Source organism: Bacteroidia bacterium (assembly GCA_039924845.1).
Lineage (GTDB): Bacteria > Bacteroidota > Bacteroidia > DATLTG01 > DATLTG01 > DATLTG01.
Genome location: JBDTAC010000042.1, coordinates 25768 through 44342 on the forward strand (window position 1 = coordinate 25768; position 18575 = coordinate 44342).

At 36.5% G+C, this 18575-nt stretch carries 18 protein-coding genes; 14 read left to right on the top strand and 4 right to left on the bottom strand.

The window, feature by feature from the left end; translation table 11 throughout:
• Window positions 1-343 precede the first annotated feature (343 nt).
• The 8 genes from ABIZ51_04635 to ABIZ51_04670 all read left to right on the top strand — a co-directional run bounded on the left by ABIZ51_04635 (window position 344) and on the right by ABIZ51_04670 (window position 11692).
• Window positions 344-1612 carry a c-type cytochrome gene (locus ABIZ51_04635; protein MEO7088062.1) on the top strand — a complete coding sequence of 423 codons (1269 nt, stop codon included), beginning with the start codon at window positions 344-346 and terminating at the stop codon, window positions 1610-1612.
• 52 nt (window positions 1613-1664) lie between these two features.
• Complete coding sequence (locus ABIZ51_04640; protein ID MEO7088063.1) at window positions 1665-4859, top strand: TAT-variant-translocated molybdopterin oxidoreductase; 3195 nt, start codon at window positions 1665-1667, stop codon at window positions 4857-4859.
• A gap of 66 nt (window positions 4860-4925) precedes the next feature.
• On the top strand, window positions 4926-6308 hold the full coding sequence (nrfD, locus tag ABIZ51_04645; protein MEO7088064.1) for an NrfD/PsrC family molybdoenzyme membrane anchor subunit: 1383 nt from the start codon (window positions 4926-4928) through the stop codon (window positions 6306-6308).
• A 28-nt stretch (window positions 6309-6336) separates the two neighbouring features.
• A complete protein-coding gene (locus tag ABIZ51_04650; GenBank protein ID MEO7088065.1) occupies window positions 6337-6861 on the top strand; it encodes a DUF3341 domain-containing protein in 525 nt (174 codons plus the stop codon).
• A gap of 14 nt (window positions 6862-6875) precedes the next feature.
• Entirely contained in the window at window positions 6876-7535 is a 660-nt protein-coding gene (locus ABIZ51_04655; GenBank protein MEO7088066.1) for a cytochrome c, read from the top strand.
• Between the two features lie 50 nt (window positions 7536-7585).
• Window positions 7586-8782 carry a quinol:cytochrome C oxidoreductase gene (locus tag ABIZ51_04660; GenBank protein MEO7088067.1) on the top strand — a complete coding sequence of 399 codons (1197 nt, stop codon included), beginning with the start codon at window positions 7586-7588 and terminating at the stop codon, window positions 8780-8782.
• 39 nt (window positions 8783-8821) lie between these two features.
• The gene (locus ABIZ51_04665; GenBank protein MEO7088068.1) at window positions 8822-9853 is read left to right on the top strand and encodes a cytochrome c oxidase subunit II; all 1032 of its coding nucleotides are present in this window, start codon (window positions 8822-8824) and stop codon (window positions 9851-9853) included.
• Window positions 9854-9889: 36 nt separating this feature from the next.
• Window positions 9890-11692 (top strand): cbb3-type cytochrome c oxidase subunit I, encoded by a 1803-nt coding sequence (locus tag ABIZ51_04670; GenBank protein ID MEO7088069.1) that lies wholly within the window; start codon window positions 9890-9892, stop codon window positions 11690-11692.
• Between the two features lie 87 nt (window positions 11693-11779).
• Here the strand turns inward: ABIZ51_04670 and ABIZ51_04675 are convergent, their stop codons facing one another.
• Both ABIZ51_04675 and ABIZ51_04680 read right to left on the bottom strand, forming a co-directional pair.
• Window positions 11780-12142 carry a nuclear transport factor 2 family protein gene (locus tag ABIZ51_04675; GenBank protein ID MEO7088070.1) on the bottom strand — a complete coding sequence of 121 codons (363 nt, stop codon included), beginning with the start codon at window positions 12140-12142 and terminating at the stop codon, window positions 11780-11782.
• 79 nt (window positions 12143-12221) lie between these two features.
• Entirely contained in the window at window positions 12222-12695 is a 474-nt protein-coding gene (locus ABIZ51_04680; protein MEO7088071.1) for a hypothetical protein, read from the bottom strand.
• A 228-nt stretch (window positions 12696-12923) separates the two neighbouring features.
• Here ABIZ51_04680 and ABIZ51_04685 point away from each other — a divergent pair, with 228 nt between their 5' ends.
• The 6 genes from ABIZ51_04685 to ABIZ51_04710 all read left to right on the top strand — a co-directional run bounded on the left by ABIZ51_04685 (window position 12924) and on the right by ABIZ51_04710 (window position 16900).
• The gene (locus tag ABIZ51_04685) at window positions 12924-13166 is read left to right on the top strand and encodes a DUF6364 family protein (protein MEO7088072.1); all 243 of its coding nucleotides are present in this window, start codon (window positions 12924-12926) and stop codon (window positions 13164-13166) included.
• A complete protein-coding gene (locus ABIZ51_04690) occupies window positions 13163-13576 on the top strand; it encodes a PIN domain-containing protein (protein MEO7088073.1) in 414 nt (137 codons plus the stop codon). The genes ABIZ51_04685 and ABIZ51_04690 overlap by 4 nt, the downstream gene beginning before the upstream one ends.
• 171 nt (window positions 13577-13747) lie before the next feature.
• Window positions 13748-14323: a peptide-methionine (S)-S-oxide reductase MsrA gene (gene msrA / locus ABIZ51_04695; protein ID MEO7088074.1), complete on the top strand. Its 576-nt coding sequence runs from the start codon at window positions 13748-13750 to the stop codon at window positions 14321-14323.
• Window position 14324: 1 nt separating this feature from the next.
• Window positions 14325-14765, top strand: coding sequence for a DinB superfamily protein (locus ABIZ51_04700; protein MEO7088075.1), 441 nt, complete (start codon window positions 14325-14327; stop codon window positions 14763-14765).
• A gap of 79 nt (window positions 14766-14844) precedes the next feature.
• Complete coding sequence (locus ABIZ51_04705) at window positions 14845-15561, top strand: polyprenol monophosphomannose synthase (GenBank protein ID MEO7088076.1); 717 nt, start codon at window positions 14845-14847, stop codon at window positions 15559-15561.
• Between the two features lies 1 nt (window position 15562).
• Window positions 15563-16900 (top strand): dihydroorotase, encoded by a 1338-nt coding sequence (locus ABIZ51_04710; protein MEO7088077.1) that lies wholly within the window; start codon window positions 15563-15565, stop codon window positions 16898-16900.
• Window positions 16901-16947: 47 nt separating this feature from the next.
• On the opposite strand, the gene ABIZ51_04715 is transcribed toward ABIZ51_04710, so the two are convergent.
• Together ABIZ51_04715 and ABIZ51_04720 are read right to left on the bottom strand one after the other, a co-directional pair.
• The gene (locus ABIZ51_04715; GenBank protein MEO7088078.1) at window positions 16948-17466 is read right to left on the bottom strand and encodes a gamma carbonic anhydrase family protein; all 519 of its coding nucleotides are present in this window, start codon (window positions 17464-17466) and stop codon (window positions 16948-16950) included.
• Window positions 17467-17588: 122 nt separating this feature from the next.
• Window positions 17589-18575, bottom strand: a 987-nt coding sequence (locus tag ABIZ51_04720) for a T9SS type A sorting domain-containing protein (GenBank protein ID MEO7088079.1), incomplete at its 5' end; no start/stop codon positions are given.

Sequence of the window (18575 nt, forward strand, 5' to 3'; positions counted from 1 at the left end):
AGATAAAACAAGCAAAAAAAGGGTTTGAAAAATTTTTTTTTCAAACCCTTTTTTTAATATCGTAAAAAAGCCTTTCCGAAAATTTTTTTTTCAAAAAAAAGTCTCAAAAAAAGGTGATGAAAAATTATCTTTTGACGGATAGAAACTCGTATTTGCAAGATAAAACGGGCAAAAGAGGAGGACAAATAACAACCAACTTCAGAGTTGCTTATTTAGAATCTATATAAATTACAAAAAAAAACCTGTTTTTTATTTTTATAAATAATGTTTCTTATAATTTTGCCGCTCAAGTTTTAAAAACTAACTATCATTTATTGCGTGCAATTTTAAAGTAGAATCTACTATGGATACAATGTGTACCAAGCTAAAGAAGCCTTATTCGACGCTTTTTTTACTCTTCATTATTACCTTCTTTTTCAACATTAATAAAATTTCAGCAGCAGATATTGACGGAGCAAAGTTGTTCCGCCAAAATTGTGCGGTGTGCCACAGTCTTGGTACAGATAAAATTACTGGTCCAGGATTAGCGGGCGTTACTTCACGTGTTCCGCAACCGTACGAAGACTGGATGTTGAAATGGATTAAAAATAATGCTGCTGTGAGAGCGAGTGGAGATGCTTACGCAACTAAGCTTTTCGCAGATAACAACCAAGCAGCAATGACGGTTTTCGCTTCCCAATTGAGCGATGATCAAATAAAAGGAATTATTGCTTTTTTGAAAAATCCTCCAAAAGTGGAAGATGCAACAACTCCTGTGGTAGCGACAACTTCGAATGCTGCTCCGCAAGAAAGTGGTGTAAATCCTTTATATGTATTAATAGCGATTTTAATATTCCTTATTATCATCGTATCTGTATTAAGAGGCGTAAAACGCTCGCTTAAAAATGTGATCAATCAGAAAAAAGGTCGCCCTGAAGCGCCAGATACATCCTTTGTGCAAGAAACAAGCAAATGGATGCTTTCTCATAAATTAGCGGTAGCACTTATGTGTATTTTCTTGTTAGGTTGGGGTTGTACAGATGCTTGGGAATATCTTTGGAACATTCACGTTTATCCAGGATATGAGCCAACACAACCCATTAAATTTTCTCATAAAATTCACGCTGGAGATAATAACATCAATTGCATTTATTGCCATTCAGGTGCTGAAAAAGGAAAAACTGCTGGAATCCCTTCTGTGAATGTGTGTATGAATTGTCATAAAGGAATTACGAAAGGACCAACTACAGGAACAACCGAAATTGCTAAAATTTATTACGCAGCAGGTTGGGATGTAAAAACGCAGTTGTATGATTTGCCGCAACATCCGATTCATTGGAACAGAGTTCACAATTTACCAGATTTCTCTTATTTCAATCACTCACAACACGTAGTGGTAGGACAGCAAAAATGTCAAACTTGCCACGGCGAAGTACAAACGTTTACCGTAGATCATCAATTTGCGCCACTTACAATGGGCTGGTGCGTTAACTGTCACCGGACAACAGAAGTGAAAATGGCAGGAAATCCTTATTACGATGAATTGCACAAAAAATTAGAAGAAAAATACAAAGGACAAAAAATTACGGTGGATAAAATGGGTGGAATTGAGTGCGGAAAATGCCACTACTAAGTTGAAATTTAAAAAAGATACAAGAACCGAAAATATTAACGGAAAAAAATAAATGGGAACGTCAAAAAAATACTGGAAAGGATTAGATCAACTCAGTGAAAATCCTGAATTTGTTCGTAAAAGTAAAGATGAGTTTGCCGAACCAATCCCTGTAGAGCAATTTCTCGGGAATGAAGGCTTAGCGAATTCATCCACCAGCAGAAGAGATTTTTTGAAATATGTTGGATTTAGTTTAACGGCTGCAACACTTGCTGCTTGCGAAGCTCCAGTCATAAAAACAATTCCGTATGTAATTAAACCGGAAGAAGTAACACCGGGTATTCCTGATTGGTATGCTTCTACTTATTACGATGGAAGCGATTATTGCAGCGTTTTAGTAAAAACCCGCGAAGGTCGTCCGATAAAAATTGAAGGAAATAAATTATCTTCTATTACAAAAGGTGGCACAAATGCAAGAGTTCAAGCATCTGTACTTTCTTTATATGATACTGCTCGAATTACAGCACCTTATAAATCAAAAGCGGCTACTACTTGGGAAAGCGCAGACAAAGAAATTTCATCTAAATTAGCTGATATCGTTGCAAAAGGAGGAAATATTCGCATACTTTCTGCTACCATTATTAGTCCTTCTACGAAACAAGTTATTGCAGATTTTATTACCAAATATCCAACAGCAAAACACGTTACGTACGATGCCGTTTCGTATTCTGGTATTATCAATGCAAATGACACTTCATTTGGTCAGGCAATTATTCCTACCTATAATTTTGACAAAGCACTAACGATTGTGAGTATTGGTGCGGATTTCTTGGCAAATTGGATTTCTCCGATTGAATTTTCTACACAATATGTGAAAAATAGAAAAGTAAGCAAGGAAAAGAAAACCATGTCGAAACACATCCACTTTGAAACAATTATGTCTTTAACTGGGGCAAATGCGGATAAGCGTGTTCCTGTAAAAATATCTCAACAGGGTATTGTTGTGGTAAATTTATACAATGCGGTTGCTAAATTAGCAGGTCAACCAACCTTGAGCTCTTCTTCTTTGCCGTGTGATGATCAAATAACGGCTGCTGCGAAAAAACTTTTTGACACAGCAGGACAATCATTAGTTGTTTGCGGATCGAATGATACCGATGTTCAATTTATTGTGAATGGAATTAATTCCATGCTAAAAAGCTATGGTAATACAATTGATATATCAACTCCATGTTATTTGAGACAAGGTAGTGATGCGGATTTTATGGCACTTGTTAGTGACATGAAATCAGGAAAGGTTGGCGCATTAATTACTTATAATACGAATCCTGTTTATACAGCTCCTGCTTCTATTGGATTTGCAGATGCTTACAAAAAAGTAGATTTAAAAATATCAATGGCAGATCGTTTGGACGAAACAGCGCAATTAGCTGATTATGTTTGTCCAGATAACCATTATTTGGAATCATGGAACGATGCATCTCCAAGAGAAGGTGTTTACAGTTTAGCGCAACCAACTATTGCACCTTTATTTTCAAAACCAAGAAACGAAGGAACAAGATGTGCGCAAGAAAGTTTATTGATGTGGGCAGGAACTACCACTGATTACCACACGTATATTCAAGCTTATTGGGAGAAGAATATTTTTCCAACACAGAAAAAATATACCGATTTCGAATTATTTTGGATTCCAACTTTAAGAGATGGTATTTATGAAGCGACAGGTGTAGCAGATGAATCGAAAAATGCAATGGGGGACCCTGTACTAACTATTACTAATACTAAAACAGGAAAAACAGATAAAGTTACTATTGATTATTCAAAATCAGCGCAAACCATTGCATCTGCTGCTAAAGGTGGAGCTTTTGAAGCGGTATTATATGAAAAAGTAGGAATTGGAAACGGAAATCAAGCGAACAATCCTTGGTTACAAGAATTACCAGATCCTATTTCAAAAGTAACTTGGGACAATTACATTACAATGAATCCATCCGATATGAAGGATGCGAAATACAATTTATTAGAAGAAGATGATCGCCAAGGAAGTGTGGCTACTGTTTCTGCAAATGGTATAACTGTTGAATTGCCGGTGTATCCTCAACCAGGTCAGGCAAAAGGAACCATTGGAATGGCAGTAGGTTACGGAAGAACAGATATTGGTAGAGTAGCAGAAGGAGTGGGGGCAAATGTGTTCCCTTTTTCACAAGTGATAAACGGAACAATACAATATTCTGTTCAAGACGTAGCGATTGCTTCTGTTGCAGGTAAATCACATCTTTTTGCAACTACACAAACGCACAGTACGCTTGTTGGCAGACCGATTGTAAAAGAAACAACATTAGAAGATTATATCAAAGACCCAGCTTCTGGAAACGAAGTGGAAATGGTTTATACGAAAGAAGGCAAAAAAATGCCGACAGAAGTAAACCTTTGGACTAATTTCGAAAGATTGGATCATAAATGGGGCTTATCAATTGATTTGAATTCATGTATCGGTTGTGGAGCTTGCGTAGTAAGTTGTAATGCTGAAAATAATGTGCCTGTTGTAGGAAAAGACGAAGTAAGCAGAAGTCGTGAAATGCACTGGTTACGTATTGATCGTTATTACAGTAGCGATATGACTCAGGAGCGTGCTGAAAAAGAAAATGTAGGAGCATCCAATATGGTGTATGCGATGGAAGTTCCAACTACGGATAATCCAGAAGTTGTTTTCCAACCGATGATGTGTCAGCATTGTAATCACGCACCTTGCGAAACCGTTTGTCCGGTAATGGCTACTAATCACAGTTCTGAAGGCTTAAACCAAATGATTTATAACCGTTGTGTAGGAACTCGTTACTGTGCAAATAACTGTCCTTATAAAGTAAGAAGATTTAACTGGTTTAATTTCAGTGAAAATCCTAAATTCAAAGATGTTAATCCATCACAAGATGAATTGGGAAGAATGGTATTAAATCCAGAAGTAGTAGTACGTTCAAGAGGGGTTATGGAAAAATGTAGCATGTGTATTCAACGTATACAAGGCGGCAAATTAAAAGCTAAAATTGAAAGACGTCCAATAAAAGATGGCGAAATTCAAACAGCTTGTTCGCAATCTTGTCCTACAAATGCAATCAGTTTCGGAAATATGAATGACGATAACAGTGAAGTTGCCAATTTAGGAAAAGATGAGAGAATGTATCACGTATTGGAAGAATTAGGCGTATTGCCCTCTGTATTTTATCTCACAAAAGTGAGAAACGTAGACGCTGTAAAAGAAGGAGCTTAAAAAAATAATTTTCAGAACAGGAATAAGAACAATCGGGCTTAACCCGAAAAATAAAAACAAAAAGATATGCAACACGAGTCTTCTATCAGAGAACCGTTAATACTTGGAGATAAAACATTTCATCAGATTTCTGAGGACATTGCTCGACCTGTTGAAGGGAAAGCAAACAAGTATTGGTACATTGTATTTTGGATTGCTTCCTTGGCTTGGACTTGGGGCTTTTGCTGTATCGCTTATACAATAGGTACTGGTATTGGTGCTTGGGGTTTGAATAAAACCATTGGATGGGCTTGGGATATTACGAATTTCGTTTGGTGGATTGGTATTGGACATGCTGGGACGCTTATTTCTGCGGTACTTTTATTGTTCCGCCAAAAATGGAGAATGTCTATTAATCGTTCTGCGGAAGCAATGACGATTTTTGCCGTATTATGCGCAGCCATATTTCCGGTTATCCACATGGGTCGTCCTTGGTTAGCATATTTCGTGTTACCACTTCCAAACCAATTTGGTTCTTTATGGGTAAATTTTAACTCTCCATTGTTGTGGGATGTATTCGCGATTAGTACGTATTTCTCCGTATCTGTTGTGTTTTGGTACATCGGTTTGATTCCCGATTTTGCGATGATTCGCGATAGAGCAAACACCCCGCTTCGCAGAAAAATTTATTCCATTCTTAGTTTTGGATGGAGCGGACGTGCAAAAGATTGGAACCGTTACGAAGAAGTATCACTTGTGTTAGCTGGTATTGCCACTCCACTTGTGTTTTCGGTTCACTCTATTGTAAGTATGGACTTTGCCACATCTTTGGTAAGAGGGTGGCATTCCACTATTTATCCGCCTTACTTTGTGGCTGGAGCTGTTTTTTCAGGATTTGCGATGGTATTAACGCTCTTAATTATTGTGCGTAAAGTATTTAGTTTAGAAGAATACATTACCCTTCAACACATTGAAATGATGAATAAAGTAATGCTTTTAACAGGTTCTATTGTTGCCATTGCTTATTTTACAGAATTTTTTATGGCTTGGTATTCTGGTGATCCAAACGAAAGTTTTATTTACCTTTCGGTAGATGTGGCACGAGGTCCTTATTGGTGGGCATTTACATCCTTGATTCTGTGTAACACCGTGCTTCCGCAAATTATGTGGTTCAAAAAGGCGAGAAGAAATCTATACATAACCTTTATCATTTCCATTATAGTGAATATTGGAATGTGGTTCGAGCGTTTTATGATTATCGTAACGGATTTATACAGAGATTACCTTCCTTCCAGTTGGACGATATTTCATCCAACATTTATCGAAGTTGGTATTTTTGTCGGAACAATCGGAATGTTTTTTACCTTATTTCTTTTATTTGCAAGAGTTTTCCCGGTTATCAATCAAACAGAATTGAAGACTGTTTTGAAATCATCTGGATCTTTAAGCAGAAAAGAGAATCACAAATAGAAAAAAAGTTTTTAAAACATAAAAGAAAATGAGTCAGACGATTATACACGGTATTTATGATGACGATGAACTCCTTTTAAACGGAGCAAAAGCACTTCGAGCCATCGGAATAAAAGTGAAAGAAGTTTTTTCGCCTATCCCTGTTCACGGACTTGACGAAGTAATTGGCGTGAAAAAAACGCGCTTGGCAATTTGTTCTTTTATCTACGGTTGCACTGGAACATCTCTTGCATTGTTGATGATGTGGTACATGTTAATCCACGATTGGCCTGTTGATATTGGGGGAAAGCCGAACCAATTTTTGTATCGCAATATTCCAGCATTTATCCCAATTACGTTTGAGATAACCGTTTTATGCGCTGCACACGGCATGGCACTTACTTTCTTATTTAGAAGTTGGATATTTCCTGGCGTATCTCCAAAAAATCCAGACAGAAGAACAACAGATGATAAATTTTTAATGTTAATAGAAGCTCGTAGCGAAGACGTAACAAAAATTGTTTCCGTTTTGAGAGAGACAGGTGCTTCGGAAGTAAATCAAAAAACAGCATAAGTAATTTTACGGATATGAAACAACGTATAAAAAATATTTTTTCAATCGGCAGAAATGTAACCGGCTTGAGTTTGGCTTTGTTGGCTTGCTCCACCGTTTTAATGACTTCCTGCTGGAAACACGATCCAAACAGTCCGGGAGTAGAATACATGCCAGATATGTACCGTTCACCGGATTATGAAACCAATTCTTACAATCCATTTTTTGCGGATAGCATGAGTGATAGAGTTCCGGTAGTAGGAACTATTCCAAGAGGCTTTCAACCAGATCCATATCCAAATACACCACAAGGTTGGTTGGATGCTGCGAAAAACATGGAAGATCCATTTCCTGCAGATACAGCAATACAAGGAGAAGGAAAAGGAATTTTTGTAATTTATTGCAGACATTGCCATGGAGACCAAGGAATGGGAGATGGACCAGTGGCGATGAAGTTACCTGGACCTCCGCCGCCATATTCTGGTCCAGCATTGAAAAACATTACAGTAGGAGAAATGTACCAAACACTTGAATATGGAAAAGGCTTGATGGGATCACACGCTTCTCAACTTACGGTAGATCAGCGTTGGAAAGTAATTCGCTATGTACAAGTATTGCAAAAGATAGGAGCAGATACAACAAAAGCAGCTACTGCTTCTGTAGCGAAAGATTCAACGGCAGCGAAAACAAATTAATTAACGACAGAAAAATAATTTTTTCAGCATAAAAATATAAGCGTAAAAAAATGAACTTAAATTATACCTTCTCCGACAAATCAAAAAAACTAACCTATGTACTGATAGGCATTGGTGTATTGGCATTTGCGTTTGCATTGATAAGCAAAGAAGTTTCAGGAACCAGATTGTGGGCTAATTTATTGATAGACTCGTTTTTCTTTTTCGGTATTTCTTTAGGAGCTGTCTTTTTTATGTCGCTGCAATATGCGGCACAAGCTGGCTGGCCAGTTGTGGTGAAAAGAGTTTTTGAAGCAGTTGGTACTTATTTACCAGTTGGTGCTATTTTCATTTTAATTGTAATGGTTGGTAGCGCGATAGTTGGAATGTCAGGAGGACACCCGCTTTATTCTTGGATGGCAAAAGGCGTGATGGTTGGAGATAAAATTTTAAAGGGTAAATCAGCCTACTTAAACATTCCATTTTTCCTCATTCGCACAATTATTTATTTAGGAGTGTTTGTTTATCTCGCCGGTTTGCTCAGAAAAAATTCATTGGCAGCAGATTTAACAGATAATTATTTGCCGATTCATTACAAAAACGTAACAATAGCTGGTATTTTTATTGTATTTTTTGGATTAGCAGAATCAATGGCATCTTGGGATTGGATTATGTCATTAGATTCGCATTGGCTCAGCACTTTGTTCGGCTGGTATGTGCTATCAGGAATTTGGGTAACGGCAATTATTGTAATTATTGCGATAACTGTTCATTTGAAAAGTAGAGGATATTTAGAAAATGTGAACGAAAGTCATTTGCAAAATTTAGCATTATGGATGTTCGCGATAAGCATTTTATGGAGTTACTTGTGGTTTGCTCAATTTATGTTGATTTGGTATGCAAATATTCCTGACGAGGTAGTCTATTTTAAAATTCGTATTGATCATTACACTGTTTTATTGTGGGTAGTATTTCTGATGAATTTACTTTTGCCCTTGATATTATTAATTTCGAGAGATGCAAAGCGCAACACAAAATTGCTTATCACCATTGCTGCTATTGTTTTTTGCACGCATTGGTTAGATGTATTTATTATGGTAATGCCGAGTACAGTTGGCGAAATATGGCACATTGGATTTGCAGAAATAGGAATGTTCCTTGGATTTTTAGGATTGTTTATTTACGTAGTACTTAGTTCGCTTGCGAAGGTTCCGCTACAAGTAAAAAATCATCCTTATCTTGAAGAGAGTATTCATCATCATATATAAATTGAAAATTAGTCAGGTATAAATTTAAAAAGTATTGATATGATTAAGTTATTAGTAGAAGTTGTTATTATTCTCACCATAATTGCCATTACACAATTGGTACGGGTTTTTGAATTAACTTCTGAATTGAAAGCAGATCGTTCGAACGATGTAACCGAGAAAGACAACAGAATGAATGCTCGTTTGATGTTGACTTTTTTGCCAATTTTTTTCATTTTCTGTTTGTATTGGTTTGTTAAATACAAAAAATATTTTTTACCAGTATCTGCTTCGGAAAGTGGCGTTTTAACCGACGAATTGTTTAATTTTAACATGCTTATTATCACCATCGTTTTTGTTATAACACAATTTCTATTGTTCTGGTTTGCGTTTAAATATTATGCGCGCAAAGGCACAAAAGCATATTACTATCCACATAACAATAAATTAGAATTTGCGTGGACAGTTATTCCTGCGCTCGCTTTGTCGGTAATTATTATTTTTGGATTAAGAGTTTGGGATAAAATTATGACTCCTGCCGATGACGCACACTCTGTAGTAATTGAATTATACGGACAACAATTTCAGTGGACAGCTCGCTATGCTGGAAAAGACAATGTGTTGGGTAGAACCAATTATCGTTTAACAGATGACGCAACAAATCCACTTGCGATGGACTCGACAGATGAAAAAGGTTGGGACGATATTATTGTAAGACATGAATTTCATATCCCTGTGAATAGAGAAATTTCTTTTAAATTCCGCTCACGCGATGTGATACACAGTGCTTATATGCCACATTTCAGAGCACAAATGAACGTTGTGCCAGGTATGGAAACGATGTTCCATTTTAAGCCAACAATTACAACGGATCAAATGCGCAAAATCACTAATAATCCCGCTTTCGATTATATTTTGCTTTGCAATAAAGTTTGCGGAGCCAGTCATTACAATATGCAAATGAACATTGTAGTTGATACAGAAGCAGATTATGAAAAATGGTTGAGTCAGCAAAAACCTTTTTATGCCGCTAAATTGGCTGCTTTTGAGCAATCAAAATTAAATGCTTCAACAAGCATCGCGAAAAAATAATTTTTAAAAAGAGAATAACACATTACACTAAAGAATATGTCAATGGAGAATCACGATCATCATTCAGTTGCTCATCACGAAGAGCATCATCACGAAGAATCTTTTTGGAGAAAATATGTTTTCAGTATGGATCATAAAACCATATCGAGACAGTTTTTAGTTACGGCAATTATCATGGCTGTTGTTGCGATGATGTTGTCCATCTTTTTTAGATTGCAATTGGCTTGGCCTGGGCATCCGTTTGGGATTTTACATTATTTTTTAGGCGACAGATGGGCAAAAGGTGGAGTGTTAGATCCGGATATGTATCTTGCATTGGTTACTATTCACGGAACAATAATGGTGTTTTTTGTATTGACGGGCGGATTGAGCGGAACATTTGCTAATTTATTAATTCCATATCAAATTGGTGCTAGAGATATGGCTTCTGGATTTTTAAATATGCTTTCCTATTGGTTTTTCTTAGTTTCCAGTATTGTGATGCTTTCTTCGTTCTTTATTGTAACGGGTCCTGCTTCAGGCGGTTGGACAATTTATCCTCCGTTAAGTGCTTTGCCTCAGGCAATGCCAGGCTCAGGACTTGGAATGACGCTTTGGTTAGTGAGTATAGCTCTTTTTATCGTTTCTTCTTTATTGGGCGGTTTAAATTACATTGTAACCATTCTTAACTTAAGAACAAAGGGAATGACAATGACACGTTTGCCACTTACAATATGGGCATTGTTTGTTACAGCTATCCTCGGAGTACTTTCTTTCCCAGTTCTATTTGCAGCGGTTCTATTACTAATTTTTGATAGAAGTTTAGGTACTAGTTTTTATCTGTCCGATATATTTATTGGAGGTCAAGCCTTGGAACAAACAGGAGGAAGCCCGATTTTATTTGAACACTTATTTTGGTTTTTAGGTCATCCCGAAGTATACATCGTTATCATGCCCGCATTTGGTCTTGCTTCCGAAATTATTTCTGTGAATGCGCGTAAACCTATTTTTGGTTACAGAGCGATGATTGGATCCATGCTTTCCATCGGATTTTTATCCTTCTTAGTTTGGGGGCATCACATGTTCTTGACAGGAATGAATCCGTTTTTAGGTTCTGTATTCGTTTTTACAACCCTTTTAATTGCAATTCCTTCTGCCGTAAAAGTATTCAATTGGTTAGCTACTTTATGGAAAGGAAATATTCGTTTTACACCTGCAATGCTTTTTGCAATTGGAATGGTTTCTACTTTTATTTCTGGTGGATTAACAGGAATTATTTTGGCGGATTCAGCCTTGGATATTAACATTCACGATACGTATTTTGTTATTGCGCATTTTCACATTGTAATGGGCGTTTCCGCGATACTCGCCATGTTTGGAGGTATTTACCATTGGTTCCCGAAAATGTTTTTACGTATGATGAATAAAAAATTAGGTTACGTACATTTTTGGTTCACGTTTATAGCTGCTTACGGAGTGTTTTATCCAATGCACTTTTTAGGAATGGCAGGCGTTCCAAGAAGATACTACGCGAATACCGCTTTCCCGATGTTTGATCATTTGATAAACATCAATATATTTATTACTTGTTGTGCTATTATGGGAGCATTGGCGCAAGGCGTTTTCTTATTCAATTTCTTTTATAGCGCTTTCAGAGGTCCGAAAGCAACTCAAAATCCTTGGGATTCAAATACACTTGAGTGGACAACCCCGATGGCACATACACATGGAAATTGGCCTGGAGCATTGCCTGTTGTTCACCGTTGGCCTTATGATTACAGCAAACCTGGTAAAGAACATGATTTTGTTCCTCAAACCGTTCCTTTGGAAGAAGGAGAAATAGATGGTGGAGGACACTAACTAAAATTAAAAATCCCTGAAAATTTTCAGGGATTTTTTTTGCTTTGAAAAATTATTTTTTTGAACGTGTTTATTTCGATTGAAAAATTATTTTTTGTTTCCCGGAAACGATTCACCTAAACCAAAAAATACTTCCACCGATTTTATTTTTCCGACGGCGATGGTAAAAATATCCACGTTGCGAACAACCGTATTATCTGTGGTAATTATCTCCACCAGCAAAATCAGGTCATTGCCGCTTTCCGTCATTTTAAGATGATTCACCTTTTTAATAAATGTACTGGTGCCCCAGCATCTCTTTTTAAATTCGTCAACCGAAATATGATCATCGTTGTTGGCGCTGGTAAATGTAAAATCATCTGCAAGTAGTTCCGCTACTGCGTTCCACTCGTGTTTTTCGAAGCCTGAATAATAAGCTTTAACTATTTCTTCTTTGGTCAGTTGATTCATTTTATTTTATTTTTATATGTTAAAGTTCGGTATTAAGCAAATTTCTAAAAAGGTAAAGTACGCCCAATTTCAATTTGTACTAATTTTGAGGTAGATCAAATTTATACACAATTTTATATAGCTCTTGTAATGGGTATTCGCCTTCAAGTCCATAGTCAGTAATCGTAAATATTTTTTTAGTAGTATAAATTTTAGTTATAGATTTAGGTTGGTCAGATAAATTAACGGTATATTCCTTTTTCAATTTCACTATATCTTCTATCTTAAGCAATTTAAGAATCGACAACATTTCGTTTTTTGTCAATGAATATGTCGAACCTTTAATTGACGGATTGTAGTAAGACTTGACACAAATACTGGAGTCATGAATAAAGTCAAGTAAAACATGAATTGAAGGATAACTGTCAGACTCAACACCAAATGCACTCAAATTCATTTCGATTTTTACGATTGAGTCTGTCTGATGACTTTGTTTAGGTATATTTGTCTGATTGTTTGAACAGCCAAGAAGTCCAAAGAAAAAGATGGTCAACATGCTAACTTGTACTTTCATGTAATTTCTTTAATTATAACGTCCAAATCTACACAATCCTACAATAATCGAAAAACGTGTTTCGAAAAATTATTTTTTGAACGTCTTTTAATCCCTAAATCCACAAAAAATATTTTTCGTAAGTGAAGATGAAATTTAGTATTAAAACTCACTCGCCAAAGTAAAAATCTTTATTTGCAAGCTATTTTAATTTAAAAGATACGTATCTTTGTAAAAATTACACGTATTATGACAACTAAATTAACTTTGACTGTCGAAAAGTCAATTATAGAAAGAGCGAAATCTTACGCAAAAAATAGCGGCAGAAGTTTATCTGAACTTATTGAAAATTATCTTGAAACGATTACGCAAGATAGCGGAAACGAAAAGCTATCGCCTAAACTCAAAAAAATAGTAGGAGCCGTAAAACTTCCCAAAAATTTTGATGAAGAAAAAGAATTACGTTCTTATCTTGAAAAAAAGCATTTATGAAAAAAGCATTTATAGACACCAATATTATTGTTGACTTAATCGCAAACAGAAAGCCTTTCAGCAAATATGCTGTTGAAATTTTTAATAAGGCAGAAAATAAAAAGATTAAACTTTTCACTTCTTCGCACTCCATTGCAACGACACACTATTTGTTAAAAAAATATATGGATGAAAAAAGTTTACGCGAAGTGCTTTATAATTTGTTAGATTATTTGACTGTAATCCCTGTAAGCGTTGATATTTTAAAGAAAGGATTACGTTCAAAACACAAAGATTTTGAAGACGCAATTCAAATTTTATGTGCATCGTCCGAAGAGAAAATAGATTGTATTGTAACGCGCAATGTAAAAGACTTTAAGAATAGCGAAATACTTGTGTTGACTCCTGACGAGCTTTGTATTAGATTTTAATTGTGAAGCTTTGTAATTCCAATCCGCCAAAAATATTTTTTCGTAAGTGGAGGTAGAATTTATCTTTAACTTTGTATTATGAAAAAATCACTGAAAAATTTCCTAAAAAGTATTTTTTTATTTACCGTGCTTGCTTCTTGCGCGGAACCCAATCTAAAAAACAATATCGTTATGATACCGCACTCAGATAGCAGCATTACCGAGCCTCGCATAGATACCGTTACGTTTGGCGAAGGTTGTTTTTGGTGTACGGAAGCATTATTTCAAGAGCTTCAAGGCGTTGTTTCCGTAACTTCCGGCTATTCTGGCGGAACGGTTGCGAATCCTTCGTACGAGCAGGTTTGTACAGGATTAACCGGTCATGCGGAAGTGTGCCAAATTGTGTTTGATACTACTAAAATTTCGTTTGTGCAATTGTTGCAAGCCTTCTGGAAAACACATGATCCTACGACCTTGAACAGAGCCGGAAATGATGTAGGAACGCAATATCGCTCCGTTATTTTTTATCATAATTTACGTCAAAAAGAATTGGCGGAAGAATATAAAAAACAATTGAATACTTCCGGAGCCTGGACAAATCCGGTGGTTACAGAAATTGTACCGTATAAAATATTCTACAAAGCGGAGAATTATCATCAAGATTATTACCGTTTAAACGGACACGAACCGTATTGCCAATACGTGATTGCACCGAAAATGGAAAAATTTAAAAAAATATTTAAAGACGAATTAAAAAATAAAAAATAATATGTTGCCACAAAACTTAGCAAGCATCTACAAACGTGATTTAACAAAGCTGAAAGAAGAAATTCAGGCGTACCATTCGGAAAATGAAATGTGGAAAATTTCGGGAGAAATAAAAAATTCGGGTGGAAATTTAACCTTACACCTCATCGGAAATCTAAATCATTTTATTGGTTTTGCACTTGGAAATACGGGCTATATTCGTGAACGCGAAAAAGAATTTTCCGAAAAAAATATTCCTGTAACCAAAATTCTTGTAGATATTGACAACACGATTTTAATGATTGAAAAAACTTTTTTTTCAATGACAGAACATGATTTTCAGAAAAAATATCCTTTGTCAACACCTTTAAAAGAGCCTTCTGTGGAGGAATTTATGCTTCATTTGCACGTGCATTTGAATTATCATCTCGGACAAATAAATTACCATCGGAGATTAGTGTAACATTAGATTACTCCGTCTAAAAAAACTTTTTTTGCGGGCTCAGGATTTCGTTTTATCTTCGTTCGTTCAAATAAAAAACGTGTCCAGAAATATCGTCATCATACCTACTTTCAACGAGAAAGAAAACATCGAAAAAATGATTCGAAAAGTTTTCTCTTTGCCGACTGATTTCCATGTTTTGATTGTGGATGACGGTTCTCCGGATGGCACGGCAGGCATTGTAAAAACACTCGTTTCTGAATTTTCCGGAAAACTTTTTATCGAAGAACGTAAAGGCAAATTAGGCTTGGGAACCGCTTATATTCATGGTTTCCGTTGGGCGCTTAAAAATAATTACGATTTTATTTTTGAGATGGATGCGGATTTTTCTCATAACCCGGAAGATTTAATTCGGCTTTACAAAGCTTGTGCAGAGCAAGGTGCAGATGTTGCTATCGGTTCACGTTACGTCAAAGGCGGGCACATTGAAAATTGGCCCCGCAACCGCGAGCTGATGTCGTATTACGCCTCCATTTACGTGCGAATGATTTTGTGGATTAAGGTGCACGATACAACGGCCGGCTTCAAATGTTATCGCAGAAAAGTGCTGGAAACAATTGATTTGGATAACATCAAATTTGTGGGATATGCTTTTCAAATTGAAATGAAATACACGGCGTGGAAATTGGGATTTAAAATTGTGGAAGTGCCCATCACATTTACCGATCGTACCGAAGGATATTCAAAAATGAGTAAAGGAATTTTTAAAGAAGCATTCTGGGGCGTACTCCAAATGCGGTTCAAAAAAATAAACTGAAATGGCTGATTTTATTATAGAAAATGCCACGTTGGTGAATGAAAACAAACAAGAAATTGCACATGTTCTCATCAGCGAAGGCAAAATAAAAGCGATTCAAAAAAATAATTTTTCAAACCCGAATATTCGAACCATTGATGCACGCGGAAAATTTCTTTTTCCTGGCGTAATTGATGATCAAGTGCATTTTCGCGAACCTGGCTTAACGCACAAAGGTGATATTTATACAGAATCGAAAGCTGCGGTGGCAGGCGGAATTACATCTTTTATGGAAATGCCAAATACGATTCCGAATGCGCTAACGCAAGAGTTGTTAGAAGACAAATACAAAATTGGGGCAAAAAAATCCATCGCTAATTTTTCTTTTTACATGGGCGCTTCCAACGACAATGTGGAGGAAGTGTTGAAAACGAATGCTCGTGAGGTGTGTGGCGTAAAAATATTTATGGGATCTTCCACCGGAAATATGTTGGTGGACAATGTTAGCACTTTGGAAAAGATATTTTCGAGCTGTAAACTCTTGATAGCTGTGCATTGCGAAGATGAAGCTACAATTCGCGCGAACACGGAAATCTATAAAAATAAATTTGGAGAAAATGTTCCGATGGCTTGTCATCCGCAAATACGTAGCGAAGAAGCCTGTTACAAATCCTCTTCTTTAGCCGTTCGGTTGGCAAAAAAATACAATTCGCGCTTACATGTTTTACATATTTCTACAGCGAAAGAAACGGAATTATTTGACAATCAAATCCCATTGAAAGACAAGCGCATCACGGCGGAAGCTTGTATTCATCATTTGTGGTTTTCGGATGAAGATTATGAAAGAAAAGGAAGTTTGATAAAATGGAATCCGGCAATTAAAACGAAAAAAGATCGCGATGCCATTTTAAAAGCACTACTCGAAAATAAAATTGATGTGATTGCTACTGACCATGCTCCGCATACGTTTGAAGAAAAAAGTAATTCGTATTTTAAAGCGCCTTCTGGCGGACCATTGGTGCAACACGCTTTGGTTGCAATGTTGGAAATGTATCATCAGAAAAAAATTTCCTTGGAGAAAATTGTGGAGAAAATGTGTCATGCGCCTGCGGATTGTTTTCGCGTGGAAAAACGCGGATACATTCGCGAAGGTTATCAAGCAGATTTAGTTTTGGTGGATTTAAACGCACCTTGGAAAGTAGAAAAATCAACAATTTTAGCAAAATGTGGATGGTCTCCTTTTGAAGATCAAATTTTTCAGTCGAGCGTTACGCACACATTTGTAAACGGTCATTTAGCTTACGAAAATGGGCATTTTGATGAATCTCAAAAAGGGCAACGATTGTTATTCGAAAAATAATTCTCGCTAAAAAGGCGTTCAAAAAAATAATTTTTCGAAGCACTTTTTTATTCCTCTTTAAACCACGAAGAATATTTTACATAATTATCCGCGACGCGTTTTATTTCGCCGTTGATTAATTCCGGACTCGTATTTTTTACTTTTTTTGCAGGTACGCCAGCGTAAACAGAACCTTCTTCCACAATCGTATTTTCCAATACTACTGCGCCTGCTGCGATGATTGAATTGCTGCCGATCACGACATTGTCCATCACAATGGCGCCCATTCCAATCAGCACATTGTCGTGAATTTTGCAACCGTGCACCAAAGCATTGTGTCCGATGGAAACGTTGTTTCCTATGTCAGTCGTGGTTTTTAAATACGTACAATGAATGACGGCACCATCTTGCACGTTCACTTTATTTCCCATGCGAATGGAATTTACATCGCCGCGAACGACGGCATTAAACCAAACGCTGCATTGATTTCCCATTACTACATCGCCTACAATTGTTGCGTTTTCAGCTAAATAACAATCTGTTCCAAGCGTCGGAGAAATACCATTTACTTTTTTTATCAATGCCATTGGAAATTTTTTTTCGAGCTTAAAAGTACTTTTTTTAGAGAAGTTTCGAGAAACAAAAAAGGAGTTGAAAAATTATTTTTTCAACTCCTTTTTTAAAAGACAAAACTAATACGTTAACATATTTAGTATTTCACAATTTTATGAACAGATTTTACCATTTGAACCGTAGCTGACAAAGAGGGTTGCGAAAAAATAATTTTCATCGCATAAATACCCGGGGATACATTGCTTAGATTAGTGCTAAGGGTTGTTATTCCTTGAGCTACAGATTGCGTTTGATCAATTAAAATTTTTCCATACATATCCACTATTTGTATTTGAACTTGCCCATTTACAGGAGTTGAAACATCACAAGAAACATTGTCCTTAGTTGGATTTGGTCTTATATTACTGATATTTACGTCAGGTAGTTTACTTTGAATTGCAATAACATCTGAATTCGTAAAATGTCCATCGTAATCTGTTTGTTTTAATCGGTAATATGTAATTGGATTAAATGGATTGCGATCAATAGTGCTATAATCGTGCTCCTGTGTACTGTTTCCAGCACCACTTACTTGAGCAACCTGAGTAAATGAACTTCCATCCTCTGAGTGTTCAACAGTAAAAAAAGCATTGTTCGTTTCGCTGGCTGTTGCCCAGGAAAGCAAATTGCTACTTCCTTGATTTTGTCCAGTAAACGAAAGGAGTTCTATTGGAAGCGGAACAGTAGCTTGGGCTACCGCAAATTTTGAAAATCCGCTCATTAATTTTCTGACAACCATTGTTACGGTAGATGCTTGACAAACACCACTCAAAAACCAAGGTCCTCCATCATTTTTTATAACAGTCCATCCGCTTGCACCTGCACTGTTGCTATATGCTGTAGGATAAAGTGTGGTGGTATACGTTCCTGTTGTAGGATTGGAAGAGGCTGTAATCGTCCAATATCCATTATTTAAATCAGCCAAATTGTATGTTGTAGCACATTCTGTATTTCCCTGCGGACCAGCTGGAGCGGGTGTATCAAATCGCGCCAATAAATTTGGGATAGAAGTGGCTGCTGTAAAATTGATATTCGCTCTTTGGTAACTGGTAGTATTTCCAACAGGAAAATCATAAGAACCCAG